The organism is Mycobacterium sp. Soil_C_30 (genome assembly GCF_057656995.1).
Window position 1 is genome coordinate 1 of the sequence record NZ_JBDGJH010000006.1, and the last position, 16,387, is coordinate 16,387.

Below are 16,387 nucleotides of genomic sequence, written 5' to 3' on the forward strand. Positions count from 1 at the left end.
ATGTAGATGGCCACCCGGTCGCCGGCCTGCAGGCCGAGTTCGGTCAGGGTGTTGGCGGCTTGGGACACCTCGTCTTTGAGCTGGGCGTAGGTGATGGACCGCTTGTGGTCGACGGGCTCGCCGACCCAGTGGATGGCCACCCGGTCGCCGTTGCCGGCTTCGACGTGGCGGTCCACACAGTTGTAGGCGACGTTGAGCGTGCCGTCGGCGAACCACTTCGCGAAGGGCTTGTTCGACCAGTCGAGAACCTCGGTGAATGGCTTGTCCCAGGACAGCCGGTTGGCCTGAGCCGCCCAGAACGCCAGCCGATCGGCCTCGGCCTCGTCATACAACGCGGCGGTGGCGTTCGCCTGCTCGGCGAACGCCACGGCCGGCGGATATGTGAAGACAAGTTCGATTCTTCTGTGATTTGAACCGGACATTTGAGAACTCCCTTCTCCATGGGCTAGTCATGACCCCTGGCGAGGGGGGAGAGCCGAAACCAATTAGAGTGCTTTGAGTTCTTCGATTACGGCGCCAACGGATTTTTTGGCATCGCCGAACAGCATGGAGGTTCGGTCGGCGTAGAACAGCGGGTTCTCGATGCCTGCGTAGCCCGAGCTCATGGAACGTTTGAGGACGATCACCGAGCGGGACTCATCGACGTTGAGGATCGGCATCCCGTGGATCGGTGACGACGGGTCGTTGCGGGCGGCGGGGTTGGTGACGTCGTTGGCGCCGATGACGATGGTGACGTCGGTGCGGTTGAATTCGCCGTTGATGTCATCCATCTCCTTCATTGAGTCGTACTCGACATCAGCTTCGGCCAGCAGGACGTTCATGTGCCCGGGCATGCGGCCAGCCACTGGATGGATGGCGTACTTGACCTCCACTCCCTTGCCCTCCAACAGGCTGGCCATCTCTTTGACGGTGTGCTGTGCTTGGGCGACCGCCAGTCCGTATCCGGGCACCACGATCACCTGGTTGGCGTAGGCCATCTGAATCGCCGCGTCGGCTGCGGAGGTGGCCTTGACGGCACCCTGCTCGCCAGCAGGCCCTGCCGCGGCGGTGTCACCGCCGCCTAAGGAACCAAAGACAATGGCCGGGATGGAGCGGTTCATCGCCACCGCCATGAGGTTGGTCAGGATCGAACCGGAGGCGCCGACGATCATGCCCGCCACGATCATCGCCGTGTTGTCAAGCGCCAAACCAGCTGCGGCCGCGGATAATCCGGTGAACGCGTTCAGCAGCGAGATGACCACGGGCATGTCGGCCCCGCCGATAGGGAACACCACGAACAAGCCCATGATGCCCGCGGCAACCAGCACCGCGACGATTGTCCAGGCAGCACTGCCAGTGCCGGCGTTGATACCGATGTACACCGAGACCGCCACTGCCACGATCAACAGCACGATGTTGGCCGCTTGGAACACCTTCGCTGAGGACACGAGCTTGCGCTCGAGATTCTTCGGGATGGATTCTTGTAGTTTGAGGAACGCCACCACCGACCCCCAGAACGACACCGATCCGATGACCGCGGCAATCAGCGACCCCACCACCAGCGCGACTGACGGCACAGCGTCGATGTGGCCAAAGCCGTCGGTCTCGATGAACTCCGCCCACGCGATCAGGGCAACGGTTCCCCCGCCAACGCCGTTGAACAATGCCACCAATTGCGGCATGGCCGTCATCTTGGTCTTCTTCGCCGGCGGTACTCCCAGGATGACACCGATGGCCAGACCGGCGGCGATCAAGATCCAGTTGATCGCCGCGGTGTCGCGCACCGAAATCAGCGTGGCTATCACAGCAATGCCCATGCCGGTGGCGGCGATCCAGTTACCGCGCACCGCGGTTTTGGGTCCAGTCAACCCGGACAGGCCCAGGATGAAGAGCGCGAACGCAGCGATGTAGAGGACGGTGACGAGATAGTTCACTGGGCCACCTCATTGCTGACCGGCCTCTTGCCCTTGAACATCCCCAGCATCCGGTCGGTCACCAAGAATCCGCCGACGACGTTCAGGGTGCCGAAGACCAGCGCGATGAAAGCGATGATCCGTACAGCCCAACCGGCATCAGCGGGCAAATCGCCAAACACAATCAGCGCTCCAAGGACCACGATGCCGTGAATGGCGTTGGTGCCCGACATCAACGGGGTGTGCAAGGTGTTGGGAACTTTGGAGATCACCGCAAACCCGACGAACCCGGACAGCACCAGGATCGCGAGATTGGAAAGGAGTTGGTCGTACATGGGTCACGCCTCTCTGGTGACGCAGGAGGCCGCGATGACCTCATCGGAAAAGTCCGGCGCCACAGCACCGTCGATGATCATGAGCTCGAGGAGCGCGGTCAGGTTCTTCGAATACAGCTCACTGGAGTGCTCGGGCATGGTCGCGGGTAGGTTCAGCGGCGATGCGATGGTCACCGCGTGCTTGACGACGGTGCGACCGGGCTCGGTGAGCTCGCAGTTGCCGCCCATCTCCCCTGCCAGATCCACGACTACGCTGCCGGGCTTCATGCCCTCGACCGCGGCGGCGGTCACCAATCGCGGCGCGGGACGGCCGGGTACCAAGGCCGTGGTGATCACCACATCGAAGCCGGTGATCGCGGTTTCCAGTGTCTTCTGTTGGAGGGCATGTTCCTCCTCGGTCAATTCACGGGCGTAGCCGCCCTCGCCCGCGGCGTCGATGCCGAGATCCAGCCACTGGGCGCCGACGGAACGGACTTGATCAGCGACCTCTGTACGCACGTCATACCCGGTGGTGCGGGCACCGAGGCGCTTCGCCGTCGCGAGCGCCTGCAGGCCCGCCACACCGACACCGAGAACGAGCACCGTCGCCGGTTTCACCGTCCCGGCGGCGGTTGTCAGCATCGGGAAGAACCGCGTCGACTCCGAGGCCGCCAGCAGCACCGCTTTGTAACCGGCGACATTGGCCTGCGAGGACAACGCGTCCATCACTTGAGCACGTGAGATACGAGGTATCGCCTCCACCGCGAACGCCTGCACCCCAGCCGCTTTCAGTGCACCGATCTGGTTTTCGGTGTTGCGGGGGGCGAGAAATCCGATCAAGGTCTGGCCAGTGCGCAGCCGGGCCACCTCGGCATCCGAGGGTGGAGCCACCTTGACCACGACATCGGCGGCCCAGCCGTCGCCGATGGTGGCGCCGGCGGCGGTGTAGAGCTCATCGGGCAACAGCGCACGCTCCCCTGCCCCGGATTCCACCACCACCGTGATTCCCTTGGCAGTCAGCGGTGCCACCGCCTTGGGCACCAGCGCCACCCGGCGCTCCTCGGCACAGGACTCGGCGACCACTCCGACGGAAAAGGCTTGCGCAGCGGGCATTTACTATCCCTTCAGCAATGAGCGGGCCATGACGACCCGTTGGATCTGATTGGTTCCCTGGTAGATCTGGGTAGTCTTGGCGTCGCACATAAAGTGCTCGACCGGAAGGTCCGCGGTGTGGCTGTACCCACCAAACAACTGAACGGCATTGGCGGTCAACTCCATCGTCACCTCGGAGGCAAAACGCGTCGACGCCGACGACAGCAATCCTGTTCCCGGGTCTCCGTATTCGGTCTCGGTAGTAGCGGCATGGACCATCAGCCGGGCAGCTTCGATCTTCATCGCCACGTCCGCGAGAGTGAACCGCACACTCTGAAAATCTGTGCTTCGCACCACGCCCTCAGCACGGTGCGTAATTCTTGGTGCTCGTCGGAGAACACAAAGGGCCGCTGCTCGATAGTCGAACTCAACGAATCACTTTCTGCTTTGCAGAACGCTCTACACGTGAAGCGCCAGAGCGCTCGCTGGACTGCGGAGGGTCAACGAGAAGTACTGGTTGCGCGAACTCCGCAGGTGCGCACCCAGTCTCTGTCGATCGCCCGTTTGAGGATCTTGCCCGAGGGCCCCTTGGGTAAATCGTCGACACTGACGTAGATTCGTGGAACTTTGTACACAGCAAGCCGTTCGGACAACCATTCGCGCAGTTGAGCACCATCCAGTGTCATGTCGTCATGAAACGCGATGACAGCGGCGACCTCCTCACCAAGACGCACGTCGGGGATGCCGATGACCGCGGCCTCGCGCACCCCGGGATGCTGATAGAGGACCTCTTCGATCTCCCGTGGATACACGTTGTAGCCACCGCGAATCACCAGATCCTTCTTCCGATCCACGATCCACAGGTAGCCGTCCTCGTCGAGACGCCCGACGTCGCCGGTGTACAACCATCCATTCCGCACAGCCTGCGTCGTCTCGTCGGGCCGGTTACGGTAGCCGCGCATGATGACCCCGCCCCGCACCACCACTTCACCGAGTTCCCCCGCTGGCATCGAATCGCCGGTGCAGTCCACGACGTCGATCTCCAGCCCGGGTAACGCCCGACCGACACTGCCCTGCTTGGTCATGCCGTCGGGGCTGTTCATTGTGGCCACTCCGGTGGCCTCGCTCAGGCCGTAACCCTCTAGCAGCGCGCAGCCAAATCGCTGCGAGAAGGCCCGAGCGATCTCCCGCGGCAACCCGGCACCGCCGGACAGCGCGATGCGCAGCCGGGAGAAGTGTGTGTCCCGCTCAGCTCCGACCGCCTGCAACATGTCATTCCACATGGTCGGCACACCAGCCAACACGGTGAGCGCCTCGTCCAGGACGAGCCGAACGACCCCACGAGCAGTGAATGGGTTGATCAGGAAGAGGGCTGCGCCCCGGTGCAGGGCACTGCCCATCACGACGACCTGCCCATAAATATGAAACAACGGCAGTGCGGTGCCTACCCGGTCCACCTGAGTGAGCTGCAGCCATTGTCCGACCGTCGACGCGCACAAGCCGACGTTGCCGTGGGTGAGTTCGGCGCCCTTGGGAGCGCCGGTGGTTCCTGAGGTGTAGAGCAGTACCGCTACATCGTCGTCGTCGCGCGCGACCGGACGGAACGGTCCGTCACCAGTTGGTGAGTCCGGGTCGGGTCCGAGTATCCAGGTTTCTACCTCACGTGCTTCACCCGCTGCGACGACGGCATCGGCGGTCTCGTACCAGCCGATCGCCAACCTGCAGCCACCGTCGGCGAGGAAGTAGTCGAGCTCGCGCTCCGTCGACATCGTGTTCACGGTGACTACGGTGGCCCCGGCGGCGAGCGCCCCGTAATAGGCGGCGACGAATTGCTGAGACGTGGGCAGCATCAACAACACCCGGTCTCCGGGTGCGATACCGCTGGCGACGACCCGCCTAGCTATCACGGAGACGCTGCCGACGAGTTCGGCGTATGTCCACTGCTGTCCGCCCACCTTCAAGGCCAGCGCGTCTGGACACCGGTGCGCCCAGTCCCAGAGCTGTTCAACAACATTCATGGCGCGAAACGAGACCTGGTGCCGTTTACGCCGCGACGTCGACGACGATCCGACCACGAACCGTCCCAGCAAGGACGGCCCGAGCGCATTCCGGTGCGGCGGCCAACGGCACGGTCTCAGTGATCTCTGCGAGAGCAGCCAGATCCAGGTGTTTGTCCAGCAGCTCCCAGGCCGCGATCCGCGCCGGTGCCGGCGCGTACACAGAATCGATGCCCGCCAACGTGACGTTGCGGGTGATGAACGGCACCACGGAACCGGGAAGATCCACCCCCTGGGCCATTCCCATCGCGGCCACCACTCCGCCGTACCGGGTCTGATTCAGCACGTTCACCAGGGTGTGGCTTCCAACAGTGTCGATCGCTGCGGCCCACCGCGGTTTACCGAGGCCCCCGTCACCGGCCTCACTGATTCGGTCGATCACGGTGCCGGCCCCCAGGCGCAGCAGGGACTTCTCTTCTTCTTCTCGGCGACCGGTCGAGGCTACGACGTCATAGCCGAACGCAGACAGCAGCATGATCGCGATGGAACCCGCGCCGCCAGCAGCTCCGGTGACCAGCACCGGGCCCGACTCGGGCGTGATCTCGAGGCGGCGCAGCGCCAGCACGGCCAGGGCAGCGGTGTAGCCGGCAGTGCCAATGGCCGCAGCCGAGAAGGCATCGATACCGGCAGGCAGTGGAGTGACCCACTCCCGGGAGAGACCGGCGCGCTGCGCCAGCCCGCCGTCGTGGTCAGTGCCCAAACCCCAGCCGTTGGCGGTGATCCACTGCCCGGCCTGGAGCCCGGGGTCGGTGGATTCGATCACCGTTCCGACCAGATCGATGCCCGGCACCCGCGGGAATCCGCGCACGAGATCGAACCGGCCTGTCATCGCAAGCCCGTCCTTGTAGTTCAGATCGGAATAGCGCACGTCGACGACCACGTCCTTGCCGGCCAGGCCGTCGACGGGCCTTTCCACCAGCCGCACCTGATAGCCGTCGTCATTGGTGACTTCGAGCGCTTTGTAGCTGTGCACGGTGTTCCTTCCGTTGTTCGACGTACGGGCGCACAAAAAAGCGGTGCGCCGACACCTGTCGCGCTCACGGTACGAACCCCTCCGCCAGGTCCAACAGTGCACTAATGTGCCCTCACTCCTGCGACCGCACTCGGAGCCGTTGATTGACAATTGGTTTGAGCTCAGCTGACCACGGACGCCCACTGGTGGTGTCCACCTTGGTGCACTGGAGGCCCCGACATCGCCGACGTAGCGTCGTGATCCCCGAAGCATGAGCCAAGGAAGGTTCGATGAACTTCACTGGAAAACTCGCCGTCGTCACCGGCGGCGGCGCAGGAATGGGCGCCGAACTAGCACGCCAGCTGACCGCCCAGGGCTGCCACGTCGCGATCTGCGACGTATCCCAGAGCAATCTCGACAAGACCGTGGCTCTGTGCCAGCAGCAGGCCCCTGACAACACCCGGATCTCGGCGTTTACCGCCAACGTCGCGAAGGAGGCCGACCTCCTCGCATTCCGGGACCACGTCCGCGACGTCCATGCCACCGAGCACCTCGATCTGCTGTTCAACAACGCCGGTATCGGCGGCGGCGGCTATAGCTTCATCGCTGACACCCGTGAGCGGTGGGAGGAGGTGTTCAATGTCAACTGGGGCGGGGTGTACCTCGGCGTCCGGACATTCCTGCCGATGCTGTTGGCCAGCGCGCAGGCGCGAATCGTCAATATGAGCAGCGTTAACGGGTTCTGGGCCGGCCTCAGCGCCACCGAGTCGTTGGTCGCCTATAGCACGGCCAAGTTCGCGGTCCGGGGCTTCACCGAGGCGCTGATCACCGACCTTCGCCTGCGGGCACCTCACATCGAAGTTTCTGTTGTGATGCCCGGGTATATCGGCACGTCGCTGGTGCGCAACTCGATGTCGTACCTTGATGGCGCCGGCGATGCCGACGTGGCGGCTGTTGATGCAAGTTTTCAACAAAACGCACCGATGTCCGCCGAGGCAGCCGCCACCACCATTCTTGAGGGTGTCCGCGCCGGCAAGTGGCGGATCCTCGTCGGGGAGGACGCCACAGTCCTGGATCAGGCTGTCCGCGACAACCCTGAGGCCGTCTACGAGCCAGAGTTTTTCGAACGGATGACGGCTGCCGGTGTTTTCGCGACAATGCCCAAACCGCCCGCCGCGGTGAACTGATCCGACTACACGAGGGCGACGATGACCAAAGTTTTCGTGCACGGCAATCCCGAAACCACCGAGGTATGGGATGCACTCATCGTCGAGCTGGCCGATCGGGGGGTCGACGACGTGGTGCGGTTGTCTCCGCCGGGGTTCGGCGCCGCCATCCCCGACGGGTTCGGTTGCACGGTACTGGAGTATCGCGACTGGCTCATCGGCGAGCTCGAAACGCTGCGCAAGGCCTCCCATGACCCCATCGACGTCGTAGGACACGATTGGGGCGCAGGACATCTCTACGCGGTGGCCGCCGAACGGGGGGACCTGCTGCGCAGCTGGGTGGCCGACTGCTCGGGCATCATCCATCCCAATTATGTGTGGCACGAGACGGCCCGCATCTGGCAGGCGCCCGACGATGGCGAGAAACACATCGAGAAGTACGTCAAGCTCACGGGAGCTGATTTCGCAGCCAACTCTGGTGTGCCAGAGTCGTATGCACACACCATGGCCGCAAACATCGACGATCAGATGGGACGAGCGATCCTGGCGGTGTACCGGTCTGCCCAACAGCCAGTGATGCGCGAGCTGGGCGACCGCTTGGCACGCGCACCGCGGCGCCCGGCTTTGATTGTGCACGCCACTCGGGATGAGTACACCCATCCCGAGTTCACCGACGCCGTCGCCCACCGCGTCGGGGCCGACGTACTCACTCTCGAGGGTTCCGGTCACTGGTGGATGGTCGAACGCGCCGCCGACGCCGCGACCGGCTTGACCGCCTTCTGGTCAGAACTTTGAACCCTGTGAGGATGAAGCCACGTGCCGCTGAGCACTGAAGTCCATCTGATACGGCGACCGTGCGGAGCGCCCGAACCCAGTGACTTCGCACTGCGCCTCACCGAGGTGCCGGACACGCCTGCGTCGGAGCAACTGGTGATCCGCAATGATTGGCTGTCGGTAGACCCCTATATGCGCGGACGCATGGACAACACCGACTCCTACGTCGCGCCATTCGCCCTCGACGCACCACTCGACGGCGCGGCGGTCGGCACCGTCATCGCCTCGGGGACACCGACAATTCCGGTGGGCGCCCAGGTCGTGCATGATCTGGGCTGGCGGGAATACGCGGTGGTGGACGCGGCGTCGGTGCGGCCCATTGACGCCACGTCCGTGCCGGCGCACGCCTACCTGGGCGCACTCGGGCTACCGGGCATGACTGCCTACGTCGGGCTGACCAGGATCGCTCCCGTACGCCCTGGTGATGTCGTCTTCATCTCCGGAGCCGCCGGCGCAGTTGGCCTGGCGGCGATCACCGTCGCCCAAATCAGGGGCGCGGCCGTCGTGATCGGATCAGCAGGCGGGCCGCAGAAGGTGAAACGGCTACTGACTGACTTCGGAGTCCACGCCGCGATCGACTACCGGCTAGGGCGGCTGGATGACCAACTGGCCGGTGCTGCACCCACCGGCATCGACGTCTATTTCGACAACGTTGGCGGCGAGCACCTGCGGGCGGCAGTGAGTAACATGCGCGACAACGGTCGAATCGCACTGTGCGGCGCCGTATCTCAATACAATCTGAGCCAACCACCGCCCGGGCCGGACAATCTCATCCTCGCCGTCAAGCGCCGCCTGACACTGCGGGGGTTCATCGTCACCGATCACTGGGACCTACACGAGACCTTCCTCACCGAAGCGAAGCAGTGGATTGCCGACGGGAAGCTGTCGACCGAACACACCACGGTGGACGGCATCGAGAATGCCGTCGCCGCATTCCTTGGCCTGCTCTCCGGAGCCAATACCGGCAAGATGCTCGTCCGGCTGTGACCAAGCACCCATGTCCGAGATTCAAAGGAGCAGCATGACCGATCCCGTAGTCGTCCAGCCTGCCGAGCACGATCACCGCATCCTTGTGATCACTCTCAACCGGCCCGATGCCCGCAATGCCATCAATGGGGCCGTTGCCCGTGGGCTGGCGGACGCCGCCGACGAACTCGACCGCAACAATGGGCTGCGCGTCGGTGTCCTCACGGGCGCGGGCCGCGGCTTCTGCGCGGGAATGGATCTGAAGGGGTTTCTCGAAGGCGATTTCCCCTCGATCGAAGGCCGCGGTTTTGGCGGGCTGACCCAGACCCCGCCCGTCAAACCCCTGATCGCGGCGATCGAGGGTTTTGCCGTGGCCGGGGGGCTGGAGATCGCCCTTGCCTGCGACCTCATCGTCGCTTCTCGGGATGCGAAGCTCGGTCTGCCGGAGGTCAAACGGTCACTGATCGCGGCGGGCGGCGGTCTCCTCAGACTCGCCCAGCGCATCCCGTACCACATCGCCGCCGAGGTGGCGCTGACCGGCGATCCGGTCACCGCCGAACGTCTCTACGAGGTTGGCCTGCTCAACCGGATCGTTGATCCCGGCGATGCCTTGACCACCGCTCTGCGACTCGGCTCGGTGATTGCCGACAATGCCCCCCTGGCGTTGGCCGGAACCAAGCACATTCTCAGCAATGCCGGCGACTGGGGCTTGGCTGCAGGCTGGGAGCGTCAAGAGCCCACCGCAGCGGCTGTCGCTGCGTCAGAAGACGCCCAGGAAGGTTCCCTTGCCTTTGCGCAACGGCGTGCACCACAGTGGTTGGGCCGCTGACACTCTCAGCCTGTTGGCACCTTGGTGCACTTTGCCGGAGCCGGGGTGATTCCTAGTTTGGTAGCTGAACGGAGACCGGACATCACCCGGTCTACCGCGATGTCGCTGATAAAGGAGTCACTTGGTGGCCAAGACAACAAACGGAGCGCACTCGGCGCATACCGGCTCGAGCGTCGACGTTCTGGTAGTCGGTGCAGGATTCGCAGGGTTGTACATGCTGGCGAGATTGCGCGGGCTCGGTTTCTCCACCCACGTGGTCGAAGCCGGGCCCGAAGTCGGCGGAACCTGGTTCTGGAACCGCTATCCCGGACTACGGTGCGATATTCCGACCACCGACTACACCTACACCTGGGATCCCGAGCTGGAGTCGGAATGGCAGTGGTCGGAAAAGTTCGCCACACAGCCCGAAATCCTGCGCTACCTGCAGCACGTCGCCGACAAGCACGATCTGCGCAAAGACATCCAGTTCTCCACCCGTGTCGAGGCGGCCACCTGGGATGCCAAAGCGAAGCGGTGGCGAGTCGAGACCGACAACGGCCACCCTATTTCGGCGCGACACCTGGTGATGGCCACGGGAGCTCTTTCAATACCCAAACCGGTCGACATCCCGGGCCTCGACGGCTTCTCCGGCGACGTCTACTCCACCGCCAGCTGGCCACAGGACGGGGTGGACTTCACCGGAAAGCGCGTGGCCGTGGTGGGCACCGGATCCTCCGGAATCCAGGTGATTCCGATTGTTGCTGAACAAGCTTCAGAACTGGTGGTGTTCCAGCGAACCCCCGCGTTCACGTTGCCGGCACGCAACGGGGCCACTCCGGAGTATCGCCGAAAGATGCTGGCCGCCGACCGCGACGCATACCGGACGGCGGCGAAGTGGTCCTCCGGCGGGGTGCCGATCGACGTCCCCTTGACCAAGGCCATAGACCTCACCGCCGATGAACACCAGCTCCGCTGTGAATGGGCATGGCAGATGGGTGAATTGGCTGCGGTCAACTCGGTATTCGCCGATCACATCACCGACCAGTACGCCAACGATGTGTGGGTGAACTTCCTGCGTACCAAAATCCGCGAGGCTGTGCACGATCCCCAGACCGCCGACACCTTGACTCCGAAGGATTTTCCGTTCATGGCCAAGCGGCCATGCTTCGACACCGACTACTACGACACGTTCAACAAATCACATGTCCAGTTGGTCGACATCCGCAAACAGCCGATCACCAGAATTACCGCCGACGGTATCGAGACCACCGACAGCACCATCGAAGTGGACGCCATCGTCATGGCTACCGGCTACGACGCCATCACGGGTGCGCTGACATCAATGAACATCGCCGGTGTCGACGGCAGGAAGCTCGCACAGAAATGGGAGCATGGCCCCGTCACGTATCTCGGCCTGATGACCTCGGGCTTCCCGAATCTGTACATGATCACCGGCCCAGGCAGTCCTTCGGTGCTGTCGAACATGCTCGTCTCGATCGAGCAACACGTCGAGTGGATCAGCCAGTGCCTGGACGATCTGCGGACTTCCGGTTTCGACACCATCGAACCGACGCCGACGGCCGAGCAAGGGTGGGTCCGTCATGTCAATGACTGCGCTGACATCACGTTGTTCCCCGCGGCAAACTCCTGGTATCTCGGTTCCAACGTGCCCGGCAAACCCAGGGTCTTCATGCCCTACGTCGGAGGTGTCGGGGTCTACCGCGCCAGTTGTGACGACGTCGTGGCCAAGGACTACCTCGGGTTCACCCGAACAGGGCCAGCAGGCACGCGGTGCAACGACGGTGTGATCAATGCACTTCAACCCGATGTTGCGGAGCTGGCCCGTCGGACTCTCTCCCCTGACTTCGCCTCGCCGGATGGTCATTCCGCCCCGCACGCCAGGTGGCGAGCCCTCACCACCTCCACGGCCTCACCCGCCGGCGTACAGCAAGTGGTGGTCAGCGACGGAACGCTGCCGGGTGCGGCCACGGACCTGCCGTATCGGCTCTACCGGCCCGGCTCAGCCGGACCACAGGCTCTCACCGTGTACTTCCATGGCGGTGGATGGGTCTTCGGCCACCACACCGCCGATGACGCGTTCTGCCGGAGTCTGTGCGCCGAGTCCGGGACGGCGATCATCTCGGTCGGATACCGCCGGGCACCGTACGCTCAGTTCCCAGCGGCGGTCGACGACGCCGCCGCGGCGCTCACCTGGATCGCCGATCACGCCGCTGACCTGGGCGCTGACCCTGCCGCACTGGCCATCGCCGGTTGGTGTTCCGGCGCCAATCTCGCTGCGGTGACGGCACAGTGGGCCCGCGACCACGGCGGTCCCCGGCTCATCGGCCAACTCCTGATCACGCCGCTGACTGACGCTGCGCTGGAGGGCGGTTCACGCTCGACACACGCCGAGGCGCCCGGATTGACCAGCAGCCTGTTGGGGTGGCTGCTCGACCAGTACGTGGGCGGGGCTGACCGCCACGACCCGCGGGTGTCACCGCTTCGCGCGTCGAACCTGTCCGGCCTGGCTCCCGCCTTCACAGTCACTGCCGAATTCGACCCACTGTCTGATGACGGGCTGGCCTATGCGGACGCTCTGCAGGCGGCGGGCACTCCCGCGCAGGTGCTCATAGCACGTGGCCATATCCACACTTCCCTGCTCAACACCGACCTGCTCTCCGGCGCCAGGCACCGTCGCCAGATTGCCGCTGCGCTTCGTTCCTTCTTCGCCGAGCAGGCGGGTGCACCAGCGGTTTCCGACGTTGCAGACGTCATGTCGGCAGCAACCCACTGATACACAGGAGTCGAAATGGACAACGCTCACAAGTTTTACATCAACGGGAAGTGGATCGATGCTCACGGTGCCCGGACCCTGGCGGTATTGAATCCAGCGACCGAGTCGGAAATCGCTTCGGTGGCCATGGCAGAAACCGAAGACGTGGATGCAGCGGTGGCGGCGGCCACTGCGGCGTTCGCTGCTTACTCGCGGACGACGATTCCGGAGCGACTCGCTCTGCTGGATCGCATCCTCGAGGTGTACCGGGCCCGCAGCACCCAGATTGGTGAGACCATCAGTGCGGAGATCGGCGCCCCGCGGGCGCTGGCCGTTGATGTCCAAGCCGCAGTGGGTGCCATCCACCTCGAGACAACCCGGACGGTGCTGGCGGACTTTGAGTTTGAGCGCGCATTGGGTACCACCCTCGTCCTGCATGAGCCGATCGGGGTGTGTGCTCTGATCACCCCGTGGAACTGGCCAATTCACCAGATCGTGCCCAAGGTCGCCGCCGCGTTGGCGACCGGCTGCACCATGGTGCTCAAACCGTCCGAGATAGCTCCGCTGAGCGCCATCTTGTTCGCCGAGGTTCTCGACGAAGCTGGTGTGCCGGCCGGGGTATTCAACCTCATCAACGGCGACGGCCCAACAGCGGGCGCAGCCCTGGCAGCCCACCCCGACGTGGCGATGGTGTCCTTCACCGGATCCACCAGGGCGGGTGTTGATGTAGCGCAAAAGGCTGCCCCGACCGTCAAACGCGTCACGCAGGAACTCGGCGGAAAATCCGCCAACATCGTGCTCGACGGTGATGATTTCGCCGCCATCGTCGACCGTGACTTCCGGGCAATGTGCACCAACACTGGTCAGTCCTGCAATGCGCCATCGCGCATGCTCGTACCGGCCGCGCGGATGACCGAGGCAGCTGACATCGCGGCCGCGGCCGCGGAATCGATCGTCGTAGGAGACCCGGCCGCCGAGTCGACGACGATGGGCCCGCTGTCCTCACAGGCGCAGTTCGACAAGGTTCAGGGCTACATCGAGCGCGGCATCGCCGACGGCGCAGTCCTGGTGGCAGGCGGCCCGGGGCGGCCCGACGGACTGGACACCGGGTACTACGTACGTCCCACGGTGTTCAGCCACGTCACCAACGACATGGTGATCGCACGGGACGAGATCTTCGGCCCGGTGCTGGTTCTGATCGGATACGAAGACGAGGACGACGCCATCCGGATCGCCAACGATTCCGACTACGGGCTGTCCGGCTGGGTGTCTGGCGACAATGACCGCGCACTGGCCCTGGCGCGGCGAATCCGCAGTGGTGAAGTGCACGTCAACGGCGCCGACACCGACTTCGCGGCACCCTACGGTGGCTACCGGCAATCCGGCAACGGACGCGAGTTCGGGGCCACCGGATTCGCCGAGTACCTCGAGACCAAATCCATCCTGGGTTACTTCGCCTCTCCCGCGTAACAACCGACTCCGGAGACGACAGAGGGTGTCGGCCACATCGGCCGACACCCTCTGTTCTGTACACGAACTACGTTGTGATTCTGACTAGTCGAAGAGGTCCGGGTTCGCGCGGCAAATCTCGTCCCACAGTGGCTGGAAGTTGAACCATCCCGCCCACGGTGTGCCGTTCTGTTCGGCGGTGTAAGACGCCCATTCGTGTCTGATCTCTTTCGGTTGCCCCGCCGCCATCGCCGCCAATTGGGCCTGGCAGGACCGTTCGAGCGAGATGAACCAGAACACCGCCTCATCGATGGTCTGTCCGACGGTGAACAAGCCATGGTTCTGGTGGATGCCCGCCTTGTTGCCCCCCAGCCCGGCCGCGACCTGACGGCCCGCTTCGATTTCGAACACCACAGCCCCACCTTGTTCAGTGATCACCGTGTGGTCTCCGTAGAAGGTGCAGGCATCCTGGGTGAGCGGAGCCAGGGGGATGCCCAGCGAGCTGAATGCCTTGCCGTACGGCGAATGTGAATGCGCGGCGGCGATCACATCCGGGCGGGCCTGGTGTATCGCCGAATGCAGTACGAACGCTGCGCGGTTCACCGGGCGGTTGCCGTAGACAACGTCACCAGAATGGTCGACGAGGACGAGGTCGCTGACCCGCATATGCCGGAAGCTGACACCAAAAGGATTGACCCAGAAGTGATCAGGGAACTCGGGATCACGTACGGTGATGTGGCCGGCAACGCCCTCGCCGAACCCCAGCCAGCCAAAGATCCGTAACGCACCGGCGAGTTTCTGCTTGCGGTGCTGCCGCTCTTCCTCGACCGTCTCGAAAACCGGCGGTTGCGGCAGCGCACCTACGTCTTTGGGTGTCAGCACCACATCGCCGATCATCCGGTCACCCAGGGTCGACCGGGCAGTTGCAGAGTCCAGACTCATCGAGGTGTGCTCCCTTCGTCGTCGCGTTTGGCAGCCGAGACCGGCTGCGATACAGGCGCATCTGACGTTATGTCGCCTCCTGCTCTGCAGACCAGTGCACCAAGGGGGACACCCCGCTCGGGGAGAAGAGCCGCTACCCGCAGTCAGCCGTCGACCTGGTGACAACCTCGTCGGTGTCGCGGTATCTGGCCATGAATTCCGACCGGGAACGGCAGTCGGTCGATGCAAGGATTCGGCTCACGTACTTCTTCACGGTGTCCAGGCTCAAGAACAGCGTCGCGGCGATCTCCTTGTTGGACCGGCCAGCGCAGATCAACGCTGCCACCTCCTGAAGGCGGTCACTGAGATTGGCATCGGCGATCGCAGCGACATCGCTACTCATTCGCCTGCTGATGGCCGACAGGTGGCGCGCCAGCAACGTGAGCGCTGCGGCGTCACTGCCCTCGAACAGACCGGGCGCCGGATCAGTGAGCCCCACCAGAGCATGGCCGCCGATGGGAAACTCGATGTGCATGGCGGCGGCAGAGCGATATCCCCATTTCCCCATATGGCCGTCGATGTACTCTCGGCCCCAGTCCGGCAGTACTGTCAGCCGCCGAAACTCGGTGAAACCGTTACGGCGCAGTGCTCCACAGGATTCGGCCGTGGAGAGGACGTCGAAACGGTGCCACCGCTCCTGGTAGGCGGGCCAACTCACCTTGCATGAACCACGCAGCGACGGCGACTGGTCGCGGAAAGCTTCCTCGATGGACGGTCCGGTGAAGCATGTGACGTGGCGGTATCCGAAGACCGAGCCCAGCGACTCGAGCAGAATTTCCTTGAACTCAACCAGGGTGCGCGCCGCGTCGCACATTTCCAGGACCGCGAACACCCGCTGGTACTGCTCGATCGGGAGCGCAACGACAGGAGCCGACGTCAGACCCGGCTGTACTGCTGCGGTCATCCAAACCTCTCTGGCCAACAGTCACCCGGAGCACGCCGCCGGGCAACCCGCATCAAGATGGACCTCTAGTGTGACCACTGACACATCCAAAGTCAAACATGAACTCAGCTTCGAAACTGAGCAATTTCGGGCTGATATGCGTGATACGGTCGAGCCTCGAAACTCCTTTGGGACGCCGCCGTTGCACTGCGGCGACGTA

Annotated in this window: 15 protein-coding genes; 6 read left to right on the top strand and 9 right to left on the bottom strand. The window is 63.9% G+C overall.

Features of this window, described 5'->3' with window-relative positions; all coding sequences use genetic code 11:
- The 7 genes from AC3A6P_RS12970 to AC3A6P_RS13000 all read right to left on the bottom strand — a co-directional run.
- Nucleotides 1-422, bottom strand: a 422-nt coding sequence (locus AC3A6P_RS12970; RefSeq protein WP_487691969.1) for an acetyl-coenzyme A synthetase N-terminal domain-containing protein, incomplete at its 3' end; no start/stop codon positions are given.
- A 63-nt stretch (nt 423-485) separates the two neighbouring features.
- On the bottom strand, nt 486-1,913 hold the full coding sequence (locus AC3A6P_RS12975; protein WP_487691970.1) for an NAD(P)(+) transhydrogenase (Re/Si-specific) subunit beta: 1,428 nt from the start codon (nt 1,911-1,913) through the stop codon (nt 486-488).
- Complete coding sequence (locus tag AC3A6P_RS12980; protein WP_487691971.1) at nt 1,910-2,227, bottom strand: NAD(P) transhydrogenase subunit alpha part 2; 318 nt, start codon at nt 2,225-2,227, stop codon at nt 1,910-1,912. The genes AC3A6P_RS12975 and AC3A6P_RS12980 overlap by 4 nt, the downstream gene beginning before the upstream one ends.
- Nucleotides 2,228-2,230: 3 nt before the next feature.
- Nucleotides 2,231-3,319: an NAD(P) transhydrogenase subunit alpha gene (locus AC3A6P_RS12985; protein ID WP_487691972.1), complete on the bottom strand. Its 1,089-nt coding sequence runs from the start codon at nt 3,317-3,319 to the stop codon at nt 2,231-2,233.
- Nucleotides 3,320-3,322: 3 nt separating this feature from the next.
- Nucleotides 3,323-3,676, bottom strand: a complete 354-nt coding sequence (locus tag AC3A6P_RS12990; RefSeq protein ID WP_487692329.1) for an acyl-CoA dehydrogenase family protein — start codon at nt 3,674-3,676, stop codon at nt 3,323-3,325.
- Nucleotides 3,677-3,798: 122 nt separating this feature from the next.
- Nucleotides 3,799-5,316 carry an AMP-binding protein gene (locus tag AC3A6P_RS12995; protein ID WP_487691973.1) on the bottom strand — a complete coding sequence of 506 codons (1,518 nt, stop codon included), beginning with the start codon at nt 5,314-5,316 and terminating at the stop codon, nt 3,799-3,801.
- A gap of 25 nt (nt 5,317-5,341) precedes the next feature.
- On the bottom strand, nt 5,342-6,328 hold the full coding sequence (locus tag AC3A6P_RS13000) for an acrylyl-CoA reductase family protein (protein ID WP_487691974.1): 987 nt from the start codon (nt 6,326-6,328) through the stop codon (nt 5,342-5,344).
- 269 nt (nt 6,329-6,597) lie between these two features.
- Here AC3A6P_RS13000 and AC3A6P_RS13005 point away from each other — a divergent pair, with 269 nt between their 5' ends.
- From AC3A6P_RS13005 to AC3A6P_RS13030, 6 genes are all read left to right on the top strand, one after another.
- Nucleotides 6,598-7,494, top strand: a complete 897-nt coding sequence (locus AC3A6P_RS13005; RefSeq protein ID WP_487691975.1) for an SDR family NAD(P)-dependent oxidoreductase — start codon at nt 6,598-6,600, stop codon at nt 7,492-7,494.
- Nucleotides 7,495-7,515: 21 nt separating this feature from the next.
- Nucleotides 7,516-8,268, top strand: a complete 753-nt coding sequence (locus AC3A6P_RS13010) for an alpha/beta fold hydrolase (protein ID WP_487691976.1) — start codon at nt 7,516-7,518, stop codon at nt 8,266-8,268.
- Nucleotides 8,269-8,289: 21 nt separating this feature from the next.
- Nucleotides 8,290-9,294: an NADP-dependent oxidoreductase gene (locus AC3A6P_RS13015; RefSeq protein ID WP_487691977.1), complete on the top strand. Its 1,005-nt coding sequence runs from the start codon at nt 8,290-8,292 to the stop codon at nt 9,292-9,294.
- Between the two features lie 10 nt (nt 9,295-9,304).
- Entirely contained in the window at nt 9,305-10,102 is a 798-nt protein-coding gene (locus tag AC3A6P_RS13020; RefSeq protein ID WP_487691978.1) for a crotonase/enoyl-CoA hydratase family protein, read from the top strand.
- Between the two features lie 124 nt (nt 10,103-10,226).
- Entirely contained in the window at nt 10,227-12,875 is a 2,649-nt protein-coding gene (locus AC3A6P_RS13025; protein WP_487691979.1) for a flavin-containing monooxygenase, read from the top strand.
- Between the two features lie 15 nt (nt 12,876-12,890).
- Entirely contained in the window at nt 12,891-14,324 is a 1,434-nt protein-coding gene (locus AC3A6P_RS13030) for an aldehyde dehydrogenase family protein (protein WP_487691980.1), read from the top strand.
- A gap of 84 nt (nt 14,325-14,408) precedes the next feature.
- Here AC3A6P_RS13030 and AC3A6P_RS13035 read toward each other — a convergent pair whose 3' ends face one another.
- Both AC3A6P_RS13035 and AC3A6P_RS13040 read right to left on the bottom strand, forming a co-directional pair.
- Nucleotides 14,409-15,200, bottom strand: a complete 792-nt coding sequence (locus tag AC3A6P_RS13035) for a class II aldolase/adducin family protein (protein ID WP_487692331.1) — start codon at nt 15,198-15,200, stop codon at nt 14,409-14,411.
- 178 nt (nt 15,201-15,378) lie between these two features.
- A complete protein-coding gene (locus tag AC3A6P_RS13040) occupies nt 15,379-16,188 on the bottom strand; it encodes a helix-turn-helix transcriptional regulator (RefSeq protein ID WP_487691981.1) in 810 nt (269 codons plus the stop codon).
- Nucleotides 16,189-16,387: the final 199 nt, after the last annotated feature.